The sequence below is a fragment of the Streptomyces sp. NPDC051104 genome, assembly GCF_040682835.1.
In the GTDB taxonomy this organism is placed as follows: domain Bacteria; phylum Actinomycetota; class Actinomycetes; order Streptomycetales; family Streptomycetaceae; genus Streptomyces; species Streptomyces cynarae.
On sequence record NZ_JBFBBS010000012.1, the window covers coordinates 134,036 to 150,344 of the forward strand.

Below are 16,309 nucleotides of genomic sequence, written 5' to 3' on the forward strand. Positions count from 1 at the left end.
CTGTGCTCAGGGAAAACGGCTCAGCCAAGACCCGTGTACGCCCGGCGCTTCGACCACTCTGTGCGGCCCGGTGCGGCGCACAAGGAGGGGCCTTCGGCGTGCGGGCGGGCGCGGATGACACACTGACCGCATGGAAGAGCGAGAATTCCGCAAGTCGGGGCAGCACGCGTCGGTGATCGGCCTCGGCACCTGGCAGCTGGGCGCCGACTGGGGCGACGTGGGCGACAAGGACGCCCACGAGGTGCTGGAGGCGGCGGCAGAGTCCGGGGTGACCTTCTTCGACACCGCCGATGTGTACGGCGACGGGCGGAGCGAACAGACCATCGCCTCCTTCCTGCACGGCAGGCCCGATCTGCACGTGCTGGTGGCGACCAAGATGGGCCGCCGCGTCGACCAGATCCCCGAGAACTACGTCCTCGAAAACTTCCGGGTCTGGAACGACCGCTCCCGCCGCAACCTCGGCGTCGACCGCATCGACCTGGTGCAGCTGCACTGCCCGCCCACGCCCGTCTACTCCTCCGACGAGGTGTACGACGCCCTGGACACCCTGGTCGAGGAAGGCCGGGTCGCCGCGTACGGGGTGAGCGTCGAGACCTGCGCGGAGGCACTGACCGCGATGGCCCGCCCGAACGTGGCGAGCGTGCAGATCATCCTCAACCCCTTCCGCATGAAGCCGCTGCGCGAGGTCCTTCCGGCGGCGCGGGAAGCCGGCGTGGGCATCATCGCCCGGGTGCCGCTCGCCTCCGGCCTGCTGTCGGGCAAGTACACCAAGGACACGGTCTTCGCCGCGAACGACCACCGCTCCTTCAACCGGCACGGTGAGGCCTTCGACCAGGGCGAGACCTTCTCCGGTGTCGACTTCGCCACCGGTGTGGAGGCGGCGGCCGAGTTCGCCGCGCTCGCGCCCGAGGGCTACACGCCGGCCCAGCTGGCGCTCGCCTGGATCCTCCAGCAGCCCGGCGTGACCACGGTCATCCCCGGCGCCCGCTCCGCGGACCAGGCCCGCGCCAACTCGGCGGTCGCCAAGCTGCCCCCGCCGCCGCGCGAGACGCTCGACGCGATCCGGGACCTGTACGACCGGCGGATCAAGGAGCAGGTCGAGGACCGCTGGTAGCCGCCCGCCGCGTCGGCCTGTTCCACCCTCACGCCCTCACGCCGTCACGCCGTCACGCCGTCAGGGCGGAACGGGTCGCGCGGGATGTGCCGCGCGCGGCGGCCCGGACCCGGTAGACGGTCTTCGACCGGTCGACCACCGGGTCGCCGAGCACGATCCGCCCCGCCGCGCACAACGCGTCGCACTCCTCGGTCGGCAGGGCCACGGGACGGCCGTCGGTCTGCCAATAGCCGTACCGGCGGCGCCCGTTCCCATGCACCGTCAGGAAGACCGCCAAGCGCTGGTCCATGATCAGGCGCAGCACTTCGGCAGCACGGGAACTGAGCCGAGGGCGCCTCACGGTCGGTCAGCCTTTCCGGGGGCAGGGCGGTGATCCTCCCGCCCGGAAGGCGAGATGATCTTTACCCCGCATTGTTGCCGAGGGCACTGACACCGCGCATCCGGCGTGCCGGGGACGCCCCTTGACGTCATGGGGTTGCGTCTCGGGTATGTGATGACCTTCACCCTCATGTATCGGAAAGTGATGAATTCCTTACGGGGGGAAGACGTAAAAATTTGGGAAGTGGCAACCCAAGACCGTGGAGGTTTCACGTGCGACCGTTCACCCTCAACTACGCCGTGCCCAGGGGGGTTCAGCCCACGGTGACGCCGTACCGCTTCGACGCCTCGCGGCAGTTGAACGTGCTTCCGGACGGTCGCCCCGCCGTCAGTGACCGTGCCCTTTTGCTGGCGGCCGGCACGACGACGTCGACGGCGGGTTCCCAGACGCATTTCGACGACTGACGGCACGGACCGGATGACGGTTCTCATCCTCACGTCGGAGCAGGACGTGACGGCCGACATGGTGGTGGCCGAGCTGTACGAGCGGGCTGTGCCCGTGATGCGCCTGGACCCCGCCGACCTTCCCGGCAGGGCGGTGCTGTCGGCCGACTACGCCCACGGCGACTTCGACGGCCACCTCTCGGTGGGCGGGCACGTCCTGAGCATGGGGGGCCTGCGCTCGGTGTGGGTACGCCGGCCCGGCGAACCGGCCGCCCACGCCGCGGAGCCCTCGACCTGGCTGACCGCGGAGACCCGCCAGGCCCTGTACGGCATGCTCTACTCGGCGTCCACACGGTGGATGAACCATCCCCGCAACGCCGAGCAGGCCCGCTACAAGCCGTGGCAGCTGCGGATCGCCCACCTCAGCGGCTTCGCCGTGCCGCCGACCGTCGTCACCACGGCGCCGCGTGTGGCCCAGCAGTTCGCCGAGGAGTACCGGGACGTGGTGGTGAAGTCGGCGTCGGGGCCGCCGCCGGACGACCCCGAACTGGCCCTGCCGACGACGCTGATCGGCCCCGACGCCGACTTCTCCGCGGTCGCGGCCGGACCGGCCCTGCTCCAGCGCTACATCCCCAAGCGCGCCGACATCCGGCTGACCTGTGTCGGCGCGAGCCTGTTCGGCGCCCGCAAGAGAGCGGAGCCCGGGCAGGTGGACGGCCGGTACGGCGACACCGAGTACTCCTGGGAGCCCACCGTGGTGCCCGACCGCATCGTGAAGTCGGTCCACAAGTACCTGGCGCTGGCCGGCCTCGCGTACGCCGCCTTCGACTTCGCCGAGGACGGGGAGGGCGTGTGGTGGTTCCTGGAGTGCAACCAGGGCGGCCAGTTCGGCTTCATCGAACTGGAGACCGGCCAGCCGATAGCGGAGTCGATCGCCCACTGGCTGGCCCGGCGCGCACCCGACCGCCGGCCTTCGGTAAGCCGCTGGTAGACGTGGAGCCGACGCGGCGGAGCGGATCCGTCCCCGGTCAGCCGCGCCGCCCCGTTCTCCCGCGGGACCCCGGCAGCAGATGCGGGGCGCGGTCCGCGACCGTGTCCCGCAGTCGCCGCATCGACGGGTTGACCAGGGCCTTGCCCGCGACCGTGACGGTGGGCACGGTCTCGTTCCCGTCCGCGACCGAGCGGACGAACGCCGCCGCTCCGGGGCCCGCCATATGTTCACCTTGGTGTGCGGCAGGCGCGAGAACAGCAGGCGCGTCCGCAGTTTCATGCAGTACGTGCACAACGGCCGCCAGTAGACGACGACTTCGTCCCGCGCCTCCGTCACCGCTTTCCCCGCTCCACTCGACGCCGGACGGAGAGTCCACTCACCCGGCCGGCGGCCGGAACGTTCTCAGGAACACGTCGAGTGCCTGCTCGTTGGCGGTGCTCTGCGCGTCCGCCGCCGGGGTCGTCCAGCGCAGGGAGCAGCCGCGGCCGTCGCCGAGGAGGAAGCCCCGCCCGAAGGTGCGCACCCGGACGCCGTTCACCGTGGACAGCCACACCATGTCGGCGCCCTTGTGGCCCTGGTAGGTCACGGCGCGGATGTCGCCCACCCGTGTGTACTCGGCGTACGTGCTCTTCAGGGACGGCTCCAGCTTCCGCCACACGGTGACCGGATCCGTACCGAGCCGCACGCTGTAGGTGACCGCGAGCGTGCGAGGGTCCCCGCTCGCGCCGAACGTCACCCGGTAGGTGCCCTCGGCGGCCTTGAGGGTGTCAATGGGCTTCCATCCCTGGGGCAGGTCGATGGAGAAGCCCTCCGGCGCGTCGTAGCGGCGGAAGGTCGTTGCCGGGTTCCTGTCGGCGGGCGACGACGGGGGTGCGGACGGTGATGGTGCCGTACTCGTTGCGGGAGGGAGGGTCGTGTCGTGCCCGGAGGGCGCGACGGAGCGCGACGGCTCCGTCCCGGTCGCCGACGCGCGGTCCCCCTCCGAGCCGACCGCCGCGACGAGGATCGCGACCGAGGAGGCCACGAGCACCAGCCCCGCGCCCACGAGCACCGACCGGCGCACGGCCGGTCTGTCCCAGGCCCGCCCCGCCCGGTGGGCGACCAGCCAGGCGCCCCTCAGGCGCGGCATCAGCGTCTCCTGCGTGGGCTCGTCGAGGTCGTCGCTCACGATGCGCACCAGGGAGGCACGCACCGCGGACTCCGGGACCCGCTCCAGGGCGTCGCGGCGCAGCAGCCCCGTGATGGCCGGTGCCAGCGGCCCGGCGCTCAGCGGGGAGCGCAGCGGCAGCCGGTCCACGGCGCGCAGCGTCGCCTCGGCCGCGCCCCGGTCCCGGAACGGCGGACGGCCCTCCACCATCGCGTACAGCAGCGCTCCGAGCGCCCACTGGTCCGCCGCCGGCCCGGCGCTCGAGCCGCGGGCCTGTTCGGGGGAGGCGTACGACGGCGCGGTGACCCGCTGGGTGACGGACGATCCGATCAGTCCGAACCCGGTCACCACGACCTGGCCCCCCTCCTGCACGAAGACCTGCCCCGGGCTCAGGTCCCCGTGGGTGACGCCCCGCCGGTGGGCGGCCTCCAGGACGTCGAGGATCCCGAGGCCGATGCGGGCGGCACGCACATGGTTCAGGGGCCCGCGATCGAGGATCTCCCCGAGGGGCGTGCCGTCGATCCGTTCCGTCACGGTCCACAGGACACCGTTGTCGTCGACCACGTCGAGGACGGTGGCGATCCGGCCGGGGCACAGCGACTCCATGGCCTCCGACTCGCGCAGGATCCGGGCGATCGTGCGGCGCGAGGTGACCTCGGGCCGCAGCGGTGCGAGCCGCGACCCGGTGAGGGTGACCGGCCGTGCGAAGTCCGCATCCTCGCCGAGCCAGACGGTGCGCCCCTCCTCCCGGTGGACGACTTCGAGCGTCCGGTACCGTCCGGCGACCAACTCCCGTGTGGAGACCTGCCCGTGGTCCATCGTCATCCCTCGCAGCGCACCGGACTCTCCCTTTCCCGGATGTACGGCGGGCGTGACGGTGGGTGTTCAAAGAAAGGCGATTTTCTACGAGCCGGAATTCCCGACCCGACGTGCACCGCTCACACGTGCGAAAACGCACCCCTTTGGCTACTGGTCGGTAGTTTACCGTCGGTTACCTTTGTGGTCGCGCCGATGTACGACTCGGCGAACGCGGCCGCCGCCGCGGGGGAGTGGAACAGCCGTCGCAGCCGGGCGATGGCGTTGCCCGCGCGGAACGGATCGCCCGACGAGGGCCCGTGCAGCAGCTCCGCGAACCACTCGGAGAACTCCTGGTACTGCCACACGCGCCGCAGGCAGGCCGCCGAGTAGCCGCGCAGGCCGCCGGTGTCGCCCGTGCGGTGGTAGGTGATGAGCGCGTCCGCGAGCAGCAGCGCGTCATGCAGGGCGAGGTTCATGCCCTTCGCGGCGATCGGAGCGACCAGGTGTGCCGCGTCGCCCGCGAGGAACAGCCGCCCGTACGTCATCGGCTGGACCACATAGTTGTGCATGTCCAGGACGCGCTTCTCGATCAGCCGCCCTTCGGTCAGCGGTGGCGCCCCGGCGACGGACAGCCGTTCGCGCAGCTCGGACCAGACACGCTCGTGCGGCCAGTTCTCCGGGTCGTCGCCGGGCGGCACCTCGAGGTAGTAGCGGGTGACCTGCGGGCTGCGCGCCATGTGGGCGGCGAAGCCGCGCGGATGGACCCCGAAGACGACGCAGTCCGACGACGGCGGCGCCTCGGCGAGCAGCGCCAGCCAGCCGACCCCGTGGTCGAGCCGCGCGAGGTGCGCGCGCTCCGGCGGCAGAGCGGCCCGGGTGACACCGCGGGCGCCGTCGCAGCCGGCGATCACCTCGCATGCGATGCGCCGGTGCTCACCGGAGTCCGGATCCGTGTACGACACGGACGGCTCGTCGGTGTCGATTCCATGTACCTCGACGTCCCGCACACCGAACCGTATGTCGCCCCCTTTGACGTCCTCGTACTCGCGTACGAGGTCGGAGACGAGCAGCGGCTGCGGGTAGACGAAGTGGTGGTGGCCGGAGATCTCCGTGTACGGGAACCGGAGCCGCTCCCCGTCGACGCGGAACTCGCACTCGCTGTGCGTCTGCGCCGACTCCAGCAGCCGTCCGGCCAGACCGTGCCGCTCGAGCGCCCGCACGGCCCACTCCTCGAGGAACCCCGCCCGCGGCCGCTGTTCGATGAACTCCCTGCTCTCCTGCTCCAGGACGACACAGCCGACGGAGGCGTCCCGCAGGAGGTTGGCGAGTGTCAGCCCTGCGGGACCGGCGCCGACGATGACGACGGGAACGCGCGGCTCGGGCGGGGGAACGGAGGCGGGGGAGGAGTCGATCACCCGGTCATTATGGCGGCGTACTGTCAACCCCTCACAGGGCAGGCGCCGTTACCCCTGCCGGCCCCCGCTGTCGCGACCTCAGCCCAGGGCCTCCCGCAGGGCGGGCAGAAGCTCCTTGCTCGACCAGTCGATGTACGCGGGCTGCGACTCGCCACCGATCTGCACCAGCGCGATCTCCGTGAACCCGGCCTCGGCATAGGGGCGTACGGCCTCCACGAAGTCCGCCGGGTCGTCGCCGCACGGAATCGAGGCGGCCACGTCGTCGGTCGTGACGAACTGGGTGGCCGACGCGAAGGAATCCGGGTGCGGCAGCTCGGAGTTGACCTTCCAGCCGCAGCCGAACCAGCGGAACTGCTCGTGCGCCCGCTGGATCGCCGCGTCCCGGTCCCGGTCGTAGCAGACCGGCAGCTGCCCGACCCGCGGCTTGCCCTCGCCACCGTGCCGGTCGAACGCGGTCAGCAGCTCCTGTTTCGGCTCCGTGGCGATGACCAGGTCGGCGAGCCGGCCCGCGAGCGCACAGGACCGCTCGCCGGAGACGGCGACACCGATCTGCGGCGGCTCGTCCGGCAGATCCCACAGCCGCGCCGAGTCCACGCTGAAGTGCTTGCCCCGCCGGCTGACATGGCCTCCGCCGAACAGGTCGCGGATGATGCCGATCGCCTCTTCCAGCATCTCGTGCCGCACCTCGACCGAGGGCCAACCCCGGCCCACCACATGCTCGTTGAGGTTCTCGCCGGCGCCGAGCCCCAGCCGGAAGCGGCCCTGCGACAGCAGCTGCATCGTCGCCGCCTTCTGGGCCACCACCGCCGGATGGTAGCGGACGGTCGGACAGGTCACATACGTCATCAGCGGGATGCGCGAGGTCGCCTGGGCGGCGGCGCCCAGCACGCTCCACGCGTAGGGGGCGTGGCCCTGCTCCCGCAGCCACGGGAAGTAGTGGTCGGAGGTCACGGAGAAGTCGAACCCGGCCTCCTCGGCCCGCACCACATGGTCGACGAGCTCGCGCGGGCCCGCCTGTTCGGTCATCATCGTGTATCCGATTCGCACCATAAAGCGCGGGTTCCCGGTTGGAAGAGACGAAAACTGGCCATTGGGTTCCGTGTCACGGCACCGTGGACACCCGCAGGGCGGACGCGAAAGGATGGCGGGTACAGCGATCAGCCGTCCGATCGGCAAGCGTGGTCAGCAGTCCTGGCCGGCAGTTGTCCGATCACCCGCCGAGACCATGCAGGAGGCCGCCCGATGAGTGCCCGCCCGTTGCCCGTCAGCACACCCGCGGAGCAAGGGGTCGACGCCCGTGGCATCCAGGCGTTCCTCGACGCTGTGGAGACGGCGCCGGACATCGAACCGCACAGCCTGATGATCCTGCGCCACGGCCGTCTGGTGGCCTCCGGCTGGTGGGCGCCGTACACCGCCGACCGCCCCCACCTGCTGTACTCGCTCAGCAAGAGCTTCACCTCGACCGCCGCCGGGCTGGCCGTCGCCGAGGGCCTTCTCGACCTCGACGCGCCCGTGATCTCGTACTTCCCCGAGTTCGAGGCGGACGTCACCGACCCGCGCAGCCGAGCCATGCTGGTCCGGCACGTCGCGTCCATGGCGAGCGGACACCTCGCCGAGACCTGGGCCGAGGCGTTGGCACACGACCGTGCGGAGCCCGTGCGCGGCTTCCTGCTGATCCCGCCGGACCGGGACCCCGGCACGGTCTTCGCCTACAACCAGCCCGCGACGTACACGCTCGCCGCGGTCGTGCAGCGGCAGTCGGGACAGTCACTGACCGAGTACCTGCGCCCGAGGCTCTTCGACCCGCTCGGCATCGGGGAGGCCGCCTGGGTTCAGCATCCGCGAGGCCGCGACCTCGGATTCACCGGGCTGCACGCCGCCACGGACGCGGTCGCCCGCCTCGGCCAGCTGTACCTTCAGGACGGCGTCTGGGAAGGCAGGCGCCTGCTGCCGTCGTCCTGGGTGGCGCAGGCGACACGCCCGCACATCGCCACCGACGGCTTCAGGGCCGGGGACCCCGTGCCGGACTGGCAGCAGGGATACGGCTACCAGTTCTGGATGTCAGGGCACGGGTACCGGGGCGACGGGGCGTACGGCCAGTTCTGCGTCGTCCTGCCCGAGCACGACGCGGTGATCGCGACGACGGCGGCGACCGAGCAGATGCAGCAGCTGCTGGACGCGATGTGGCGCCACCTGCTGCCCGCGTTCGGCCCGGCCCCGCTGACCGACCGCGACGACGAGGACAAGGCACTCCAGCACCGCCTGGAACGCCTCGCGCTGCCCCCGGTCGCGGCGGACGCCGAACCCGGACTCCGGTCGGGTGTCCGCCTCACACCAGAGGGCGGCCACTGCCCGGAACAGCCGACGTTGACGGCGGTCGAGGTCACCCACGAGGACGGCACCTGGAAGCTGAGCCTGGTCGAGGGCGAGGACCGCCTCGTGCTCCGTCTTCCGGGCACCGCCTGGGCGGTCGAGGAGGACCCGCTTCCCACGGCGACGAGCGGCGGCTGGACGACCCCGGACACCCTGAGCGCCGACGTCCTGTTCCTGGAGACCCCGCACCGCCTGACGATCACGGGCACGCCCGGCACGGGCACGTTCACGGCCCACTGGCACACCACACCGCTGCCCGCGGGGCCGCTGAACCGGCACCGGGCGCCCCGTGCCGGACGGCCCGCCTAGCCGAGCGTCTCCATCCAGTTGGCCGGGACCCGCCCCCGTGGTCCCGGCGCGGGTTGATCCTCGGGGTGACAGTCCGGAGGAGCCAGCTCGGGCCCGGCCTCGTACAGCTCGGACGTCTCGTAGTTCCAGAACCAGTCCTCACCCGGCTCGAAACTGCGGATCACGGGATGCCCGGTGGCATGGAAGTGCGCGGTCGCGTGCTTCGCGGGCGAGTCGTCGCAACACCCGATGTGCCCGCACTGCGTGCACCGTCGCAGATGGAACCACCAACCGCCCGCCGCGTCGCACTCCACGCACCCGGTACCGCTCGGCGGGACGCTCGGGTCGATTTCCTGCACTGTGCTCATGACGACGCCTCCGGTGCTGTCTCGGAATCCACGGCAGTGAGCGGCAGCCGTACCTGGAACCGCGTGTCGCCCGGCTCGGACCGCACGCTCAGGCTGCCGTGGTGCTTGTTGACGACGATGCGCCAGGAGATGTCCAGGCCGAGTCCGGTTCCCTGGCCGACCGGCTTCGTCGTGAAGAACGGGTCGAAGATACGGTCGCGGATCTCCTCCGGCACGCCCGGTCCCGTGTCGCGGAACTCCACGAGCAGCCGGTCGTGGTCGAGGGCCGTCCGCACGGTCAACGTGCCCTCCCCGCCCGCGTCGTTCATGGCCGACACCGCGTTGTCGATGAGGTTGGTCCACACCTGGTTCAACTCGCCCGGATAGGCGGGGATGTCCGGCAGGGACCGGTCGTAGTCCTTGACGACGGTGATCCGCTTGCCGATCTTCCCGGACAGCATCATCAGGGTGCTGTCGAGGAGCTCGTGCACATCGGCCGTCCGGTACGGCGCCCGGTCGAGCTGCGAGTACTGCCGCGCCGCGTTGACGAGCGTGGACACCCGGGTCGTGGAGTCCTCGATCTCGTTCATCAGCAGCTCGGTCTCGACCGTGTAGTTGAGCCAGCGGACCGCGCCCTCCAGCGTCCGCTCGTCGACGGCCACCGCGACCTGGTCCAGCCAATCCGTGTCGAGGCCGGCCTGGACGAACGTCGGCGCGAGCTGCCAGCCGCCGTCGATACCGTGGTCGTCGAGCCAGTCGGCGATCGCGTCCTCGCGGTCGGACGCCTCCAGCGGGCTGACCGGCGTGGCCTTGGCGACCTGTTCGGCCGTCCGCTCCTGGATCTCGACCAGTGTCAGCAGCGTGTCCGGCTCGTAGCGTCCGGCGGCGATCACGCCCAGCTTGTGCCGCATCCCGGCGACCCGCTCGCGCAGCGCCGAGGTGGCGCGCACGGCCGCCGCGGCCGGGTTGTTCAGCTCATGGGTGAGACCGGCGGACAGCGATCCGAGCGCCAGCAGCCGCTCCCGCTGGTTGATGACCTGCTGGGTGTTCTTGGAGCCGAAGAACAGCCCCTCCAGCAGGTGCACCGCCATCGGGAACCAGTCCCGCATGATCGAGGCGAACGTCTCCGCGGGCAGGATGAAGAACCGCGAAGGTTCGGTGACCCGCATCGACCCGCTGTACGACGCCGCGGCCCGGTCGCCCAGATACGCCTGGAAGGCGCCCGCGTACACACCGCGCTGCGAAGTCCGGTTGACCTCCACGTCATCGGCGCCGACCCGCCGCGACAGCACGACCGTCCCTTTGAGGAGGACGAAGAAGCAGGTGGCGGGCTCGCCCTCGGTATAGACCGGGCCGGGGTCGAACTCCTCCACCCGCCCTTCCCGGCACAGCCGCGCCAGCTGCTCGTCGTCCAGCTTCTCGAACAGGAAGAGCGTCTTCAGCTCCGCCCGGTCGCACGCCATCGGCCGGCCGCTCATCACCGCTCCCCGCGTCGTGGGTTCATGACTGCTCCAGGTACCGGTGGACGAGCATCACGGCCATGGCTCCCTCGCCCACCGCGGAGGCCACCCGCTTGGCGGACTCGGCGCGCGCGTCGCCCGCCACGAACACACCCGGGACGTTGGTCTCCAGGTGGTACGGGGGCCGGTCCAGCTCCCAGCCCTTCGGCGGCTGCCCGTCGCTCGTCATGTCGGGCCCGGTCGGGATGAACCCCTTCCCGTCCCGCAGCACCGTCCCCTCCAGCCAGTCGGTCAGCGGGGCCGCCCCGATGAACACGAACAGCCACTGCGCGTCGACGAGTTCGGTCTGCCCGGTCGCCGCGTCCCGCAGCGTCAGCTTCTCCAGATGGTCCGAGCCGTGCGCCGCGTCCACCACGGTGCGGGTGCGGACGTGAATGTTCGGAGCGTCGTTGATCTGCTGGATCAGATAGTGCGACATCGACGCCGACAGCGACTCCCCGCGTACCAGGAGGTTGACCGACTTGCAGCCCCGCGACAGGTGCATCGCCGCCTGGCCCGCCGAGTTGGCGCCACCCACGATGTACACGTCGTACCCGGAACAGGCCGGCGCCTCCGTCAGCGCCGAACCGTAGAACACCCCGCACCCCGTCAGCTCGGCGAGCCCCGGCGCCTGGAGTTGCCGGTACGACACGCCGGTCGCCAGGATCACGCTGTGCGCGCCGATCGCGGTCCCGTCCGAGAACCGCACGATCCGGGCGGCACCGTTGACCTCGAGAGCGGACACCTCCCGCGCGGTGAGGATCTCCGCGCCGAACTTCTTCGCCTGCCGGCGCGCCCGGTCCGTCAGCTGCGCGCCCGACACACCGTCGGGGAAGCCGAGGTAGTTCTCGATCCGGGAACTCTGCCCGGCCTGACCGCCGGTCGCGGACCGCTCCACGAGCAGCGTCCGCAGTCCCTCCGACGCCCCGTACACCGCCGCCCCGAGCCCGGCGGGCCCGCCGCCGATCACGACCAGGTCGTAGAACTCCGAGGTCGGCGTCGTCGCCAGGCCCACGTGCGCGGCCAGTTCCGGGTCCTCCGGCTCGACCAGCGGCGTGCCGTCCGAGGTGACGACGAGCGGCAGCCGCTCCCCGTCCTGCCCGGCCGCCGCCAGCAGCCGCTGCCCCTCCGGGGTCTCGACCGAGTACCAGCGGTAGGGCACCTGGTTGCGGGCCAGGAACTCCCGTACGTCCGACGAGCGTGCCGACCAGCGGTGACCGACCACCTTCGTGGTGGGAACCGGCCGGTAGTCGGAAGTCCGCCACGCCTCCAGCAGATCGTCCAGGACCGGGTAGAGCTTCTCCTCGGGCGGGTCCCATGGCTTCAGGAGATAGTGGTCGAGGTCGATCACGTTGATCGCGTCGATGGCCGCGTTGGTGTCCGCGTACGCCGTCAGCAGCACCCGCCGCGCCCCCGGGTAGACGTCCAGGGCCTGTTCCAGGAACTCGATGCCGTTCATCTGCGGCATCCGGTAGTCGGCCAGGATCACCGCGACCAGGTCTCCGCGCAGCTTCAGCTCCCGCAGCGCCTCGAGCCCGCTCTCACCGGACTCGGCGCGCACGATGCGGTACGACTCGCCGTACCGGCGGCGCAGGTCGCGTGCCACTGCGCGCGACACCCCGGGGTCGTCGTCCACTGTCAGGATGACGGTCCGTGCAGCTGCCCCCGCAGCCTGTGCCATAAGGTCTCCCGCCCCGAGCTCATGCGCGTCTCGCCCATCGTATGTTCGAACGTCCGGTTTCGCTCCTGAACCCGGTGAGCACCTGACCGGTGGCATGATCACCTGCACCGCAGCAGCGACAGGAAGGCAGCAGCATGACCCGCCCGATCACCGTGGGAGTGGACGGATCGCCGGAGAGCGTCGCCGCGGCGGCCTGGGCGGGCCGGGAGGCCGTGCGCCGGGGCCTGCCGTTGAGGATCGTGCACGCCTGGCAGTGGCAGGCCCTGGACGTCGCCCTGGCGGCCGACGAGGACGCCCAGGCCCGGTGGGCCCGGGAGGTCGTGGACGCGGCCCGGGGCACGCTCACCGAGCGGCACCCGGAGCTGACCGTGACCGCCGAGGCGCTCCAGGGCGCGCCCGTCGAGTCGCTGGTCGCCGAGGCGGCCACGGCCGAACTGCTGGTGCTGGGCTCACGCGGGCACGGGGCCGTCGTCGGGTTCCTGATCGGCTCCGTCGGCCAGCAGGTGATCGCCGAGTCCACCCGGCCCGTGGTGCTGGTCCGCGCGGGCGACCGGCCCGCCGCCGAGGCGGCGGGCCGCGACATCGTCGTGGGACAGCACGGAGGGCCGGACGACAGCGCGCCCGCGCTCGCCTTCGCGTTCGAGACGGCCGCCGCCCGGGGCGCGGCCGTCCGCGTCGTACGGGCCTGGAGCCTGCCGCCCGTGTTCGCCTACAGCCCCGGCTCGCTCAAGCTGCTCGACGAGGCCGGTGGGCTGGAACAGTTCGAGAGGAAGGCGCTCGACGAGGCGCTGCGCCCCTGGCGGGAGCGCTACCCCGACGTGCCGGTGACCGAGCACGTGGAGATGGGCAGCGCCGCCCAGGTGCTGCTCTCCGCGGCCGACGACGCCCAGCTCGTGGTGGCGGGACGCCGTGCCACCCGGGCCGTGGGGCCCCGCATCGGATCGGTGGCGCACGCGCTGCTGCACCACGCACCCTGCCCGGTGGCGGTCGTACCGCCCGCCTGACGCAGGCTCTGACTCACAGGGCGCGGTCGAAGAGGGCCAGCAGCTCCCGCCAGTGCCGTTCCGCCGCCTCGGCGTGGTAGCTGGAGGTGTCCTCCTGGGTGTAGCCGTGCTGGGCGCCCGGGTAGACCTCGCAGCGGTGACGCACACCCGCGTCGGTGAGCGCCTTCTCCAGCCGCTCGATCTGCTCGGGCGGCAGGGAGTGGTCCTGGTCGGCGTGTCCGAAGTACGCCTCCGCGGTGATGCGGTCGGCCACCAGATGGGGGCTGTCCGGCTTGTCGGTCGCCAGCTGCCCGCCGTGGAAGCCGGCCACGGCGGCGACCCGCTCCGGATGCGTGCCGGCGGTGCGCAGGGCCAGCCGGGCGCCCATGCAGTAGCCGGTGACACCGACCGGACCGTCGGCGGCCTGCGGGCAGTCGGCGAGCCGGCGCAGATAGGCGTCGGCATCCCGCTCCACACGCTCGGGCGTCAGCACCCGCATCATCGGCATGACCTGCTGGAAGATCTCCGGGCGCGCCGACGGGTCGATGAAGTCGGGCAGCTCGACCACGGGCGACCGGCCGTGGCGGTAGAAGACGTTGGGGACCAGGACCGTGTAGCCGTGCCCGGCGAGGCGGTCGGCCATCTTCTTCAGGGACGGGCGCAGTCCGAAGGCGTCCATGTAGAGCAGGACGGCGGGGTGGGGGCTGTGGTCGTCCGGGTGGGCGAGGTACGCGTCCGCCGTGCCGTCCTCGGTGGGGATGTCCACGGACGTTCCACGGATGGCGGTCATGTGTGGTTCTCCTGCCTGTCGACGTCCGGCCGGGGACGACCCCGGCCGGGCCTTGCGATCATCATCGCAACGCCGGTCGGCGGTCGCTCAGGAGGGTCGCGCGGGACCGTCTTCCTCTTCCTGCGGATCGGCCAGCGTCTCGCGGACCTTGGGCAGGATGTTGTCCACGTAGTCCTTGACGGCGGTGTCCAGACCGATGTCGTGCTGGGCCCGCTCCGAGAGATACCACCGGTGTTCCAGCAGCTCGTGGTACAGCTCCGCCGGATCCATCGACCCCCGCAGCTCCGGCGGCACGGCGCGCACGGTGGGCCGGAACACGTCTCGCACCCAGCGGTGTGCGAGCACTTCGGGCCGGGCGGCAGGGGGGTACCCCCTGTTCGAGCGAAGCCGAGAGCTTGGGGGAGGGTCGCCGGGCGCGTAGTCGCCCTGGGTGGCCATCCAGCTCTCCAGGTCGTTCAGCAGCCGCCGCGCCTGGTTCTCCTCGGCGTCGAGGCCGGTCAGCCGGAGCAGCTGCCGCTGATGGTGCCCGGCGTCGACGACCTTCGGTACGAAGGTGACGGTGTCGCCGTTGGAGGAGTGCGATATCTGCATCTCCGCCACGTCGAAGCCGAGGTCGTTCAGGCGGCGGACACGGCGGTCGATGTAGTGGTGCTTGCCCGCCGGATACACGGAGGTGCGGGTCAGCTCGTCCCACAGACCGGAGTACCGCGCGCAGATCTCCGTGCCGAACGCGACCGGATCGACGGACGGGTGCAGTGCCCCGGAAGCCTCCAGGTCGAGCAGCTCACCGCTGATGTTGACGCGTGCCAGATCGAGGTCGTACTCCCGCTGCCCCGGGCTCAGCCGGGGGTGCAGCTCACCGGTCTCGGCGTCCACCAGATACGCGGCGAAGGCGCCCGCGTCGCGCCGGAAGAGGGTGTTGGACAGCGAGCAGTCTCCCCACGCGAACCCGGCCAGATGCAGACGGACCAACAGCACGGCCAGCGCGTCCATCAGCCGGTGCATGGTCGCGGGCCGCATGGTCGTCTCGAACATCGAGCGGTACGGCATCGAGCCGCGCAGATGCCGGGTGATCAGCACGGGCTCCAGGGGCTCGCCGTCCTTGCCGGTACGGCCGGTGACCACGGCGAGCGGGTCCACCGCCGGGATTCCGAGCCGGTCGAGGTCCCGCAACAGCTCGAACTCGCGCACCGCGGGCCGCTCGGCGAGCTCCTTGACGGCCACCACCTCCGTACCGGCGCGTGCGTAGCGTACGACGTGCCGGGAGATACCGCGGGGCAGCGGCACGAGGTAATGCTCCGGCCACTCCTCCAGGGGCAGCTGCCACGGCAGTTCGAGCAGGAGCGCGGGGTGCTCCGGATTGGTCGCGCTGATCTGCAGAGCCATCGATGAACTGTCCTCGCCTCACGGTCGGCCGACGTACCAAGGAGCATCACCGCACCAGCACGGCACCGGAGTCAACCGCCGGCCCGGATCTTGGACGGGAACGTGCGGTGGCGGGTCAGCCGCATTCACAGCCCCCCGGGACGGGAAGGGTAGGGGCGGCGGGGGCGAGACCACCCCGGCGCGTCGATGTCCGCCCCCTGCTCCGGTCCCTCCGTCCAGAACTCCAGCAGCCGCTCTCCACCGTCCTCGGACCGCACCCGCAACCGCCGCACCGGCGAGCCGCCGGCGGCCGTCTCGCGCAGCGCGGACAGCACCAGGTGCGCGTCGCGGGGGAGACGGCCCGGGCGAGCGCCTCCGGCGACCGGACGACGTCGTACGCGGAGCCCGCCGCCAGCCCCCAAAAGGTGTCGTCCGTGGTGACCGCCCCGTCGGCCGGGTCCCATACGAAGTGCCCGATGCGGCCCTGCGGCCGGCCGGCCACGGGCGGTCGTACACACAGGGACGGCCCCGTCCCACACCACCGGATCCCCGCCCTCCTCCAGGGTGGCCAGGGTGTGACCCAGCCGGTCCGCTATGGCCGTCAGCCGGCCCCGGTCGGGCAGCGCCTCGGTCGCGGACGGCGCCGGGGGCCGTAGCACCGTCAGCACACCCGTACGTAGTGGCACCGGCCCGCACGGGCACGTACACCGAGCCGAAGCGGAACAGCAGCCCGGCGGACAGCTGCGGATAGCGCCG

The 16,309-nt window shown here is 71.6% G+C and carries 16 protein-coding genes; 5 read left to right on the forward strand and 11 right to left on the reverse strand.

What is annotated here, in order from left to right; all coding sequences use genetic code 11:
- Window positions 1-130: 130 nt before the first annotated feature.
- Window positions 131-1,114 (forward strand): aldo/keto reductase, encoded by a 984-nt coding sequence (locus AB0N14_RS19605; RefSeq protein WP_366026939.1) that lies wholly within the window; start codon window positions 131-133, stop codon window positions 1,112-1,114.
- 52 nt (window positions 1,115-1,166) lie between these two features.
- Here AB0N14_RS19605 and AB0N14_RS19610 read toward each other — a convergent pair whose 3' ends face one another.
- A complete protein-coding gene (locus AB0N14_RS19610) occupies window positions 1,167-1,403 on the reverse strand; it encodes a hypothetical protein (protein WP_366026940.1) in 237 nt (78 codons plus the stop codon).
- Window positions 1,404-1,705: 302 nt separating this feature from the next.
- Here AB0N14_RS19610 and tgmA point away from each other — a divergent pair, with 302 nt between their 5' ends.
- The gene (gene tgmA / locus AB0N14_RS19615) at window positions 1,706-1,897 is read left to right on the forward strand and encodes a putative ATP-grasp-modified RiPP (protein ID WP_366026941.1); all 192 of its coding nucleotides are present in this window, start codon (window positions 1,706-1,708) and stop codon (window positions 1,895-1,897) included.
- Between the two features lie 13 nt (window positions 1,898-1,910).
- Complete coding sequence (gene tgmB, locus AB0N14_RS19620) at window positions 1,911-2,867, forward strand: ATP-grasp ribosomal peptide maturase (RefSeq protein WP_366026942.1); 957 nt, start codon at window positions 1,911-1,913, stop codon at window positions 2,865-2,867.
- Between the two features lie 37 nt (window positions 2,868-2,904).
- On the opposite strand, the gene AB0N14_RS19625 is transcribed toward tgmB, so the two are convergent.
- The 4 genes from AB0N14_RS19625 to AB0N14_RS19640 form a co-directional block, all read right to left on the reverse strand.
- The gene (locus tag AB0N14_RS19625) at window positions 2,905-3,090 is read right to left on the reverse strand and encodes a hypothetical protein (protein ID WP_366026943.1); all 186 of its coding nucleotides are present in this window, start codon (window positions 3,088-3,090) and stop codon (window positions 2,905-2,907) included.
- Window positions 3,091-3,243: 153 nt separating this feature from the next.
- Window positions 3,244-4,839 (reverse strand): serine/threonine-protein kinase, encoded by a 1,596-nt coding sequence (locus AB0N14_RS19630; RefSeq protein ID WP_366026944.1) that lies wholly within the window; start codon window positions 4,837-4,839, stop codon window positions 3,244-3,246.
- Window positions 4,840-4,952: 113 nt separating this feature from the next.
- Entirely contained in the window at window positions 4,953-6,227 is a 1,275-nt protein-coding gene (locus AB0N14_RS19635) for a 4-hydroxybenzoate 3-monooxygenase (RefSeq protein WP_366026945.1), read from the reverse strand.
- Window positions 6,228-6,305: 78 nt separating this feature from the next.
- Window positions 6,306-7,277 carry an LLM class F420-dependent oxidoreductase gene (locus AB0N14_RS19640; RefSeq protein ID WP_366026946.1) on the reverse strand — a complete coding sequence of 324 codons (972 nt, stop codon included), beginning with the start codon at window positions 7,275-7,277 and terminating at the stop codon, window positions 6,306-6,308.
- 192 nt (window positions 7,278-7,469) lie between these two features.
- Here AB0N14_RS19640 and AB0N14_RS19645 point away from each other — a divergent pair, with 192 nt between their 5' ends.
- On the forward strand, window positions 7,470-8,909 hold the full coding sequence (locus AB0N14_RS19645) for a serine hydrolase domain-containing protein (RefSeq protein ID WP_366026947.1): 1,440 nt from the start codon (window positions 7,470-7,472) through the stop codon (window positions 8,907-8,909).
- On the opposite strand, the gene AB0N14_RS19650 is transcribed toward AB0N14_RS19645, so the two are convergent.
- From AB0N14_RS19650 to AB0N14_RS19660, 3 genes are read right to left on the reverse strand one after another with little or no spacing between them, the layout of a single operon-like run.
- The gene (locus tag AB0N14_RS19650) at window positions 8,906-9,256 is read right to left on the reverse strand and encodes a UBP-type zinc finger domain-containing protein (protein WP_366026948.1); all 351 of its coding nucleotides are present in this window, start codon (window positions 9,254-9,256) and stop codon (window positions 8,906-8,908) included. The two genes, AB0N14_RS19645 and AB0N14_RS19650, sit on opposite strands and share 4 nt — an antisense overlap.
- Window positions 9,253-10,713 (reverse strand): ATP-binding protein, encoded by a 1,461-nt coding sequence (locus tag AB0N14_RS19655; protein WP_366026949.1) that lies wholly within the window; start codon window positions 10,711-10,713, stop codon window positions 9,253-9,255. Before AB0N14_RS19655 ends, AB0N14_RS19650 begins: the two co-directional genes overlap by 4 nt.
- A 22-nt stretch (window positions 10,714-10,735) precedes the next feature.
- The gene (locus AB0N14_RS19660; protein WP_366026950.1) at window positions 10,736-12,415 is read right to left on the reverse strand and encodes an FAD-dependent oxidoreductase; all 1,680 of its coding nucleotides are present in this window, start codon (window positions 12,413-12,415) and stop codon (window positions 10,736-10,738) included.
- 134 nt (window positions 12,416-12,549) lie between these two features.
- Between AB0N14_RS19660 and AB0N14_RS19665 the strand changes: the two genes are divergently transcribed.
- Entirely contained in the window at window positions 12,550-13,419 is an 870-nt protein-coding gene (locus tag AB0N14_RS19665; RefSeq protein ID WP_366026951.1) for a universal stress protein, read from the forward strand.
- Between the two features lie 13 nt (window positions 13,420-13,432).
- Here AB0N14_RS19665 and AB0N14_RS19670 read toward each other — a convergent pair whose 3' ends face one another.
- From AB0N14_RS19670 to AB0N14_RS19680, 3 genes are all read right to left on the reverse strand, one after another.
- Window positions 13,433-14,188, reverse strand: a complete 756-nt coding sequence (locus AB0N14_RS19670; RefSeq protein WP_366026952.1) for a dienelactone hydrolase family protein — start codon at window positions 14,186-14,188, stop codon at window positions 13,433-13,435.
- An 87-nt stretch (window positions 14,189-14,275) separates the two neighbouring features.
- Window positions 14,276-15,574 carry a DUF4032 domain-containing protein gene (locus AB0N14_RS19675; RefSeq protein WP_366026953.1) on the reverse strand — a complete coding sequence of 433 codons (1,299 nt, stop codon included), beginning with the start codon at window positions 15,572-15,574 and terminating at the stop codon, window positions 14,276-14,278.
- Window positions 15,575-15,699: 125 nt separating this feature from the next.
- Entirely contained in the window at window positions 15,700-15,888 is a 189-nt protein-coding gene (locus AB0N14_RS19680; protein WP_366026954.1) for a hypothetical protein, read from the reverse strand.
- Window positions 15,889-16,309: the final 421 nt, after the last annotated feature.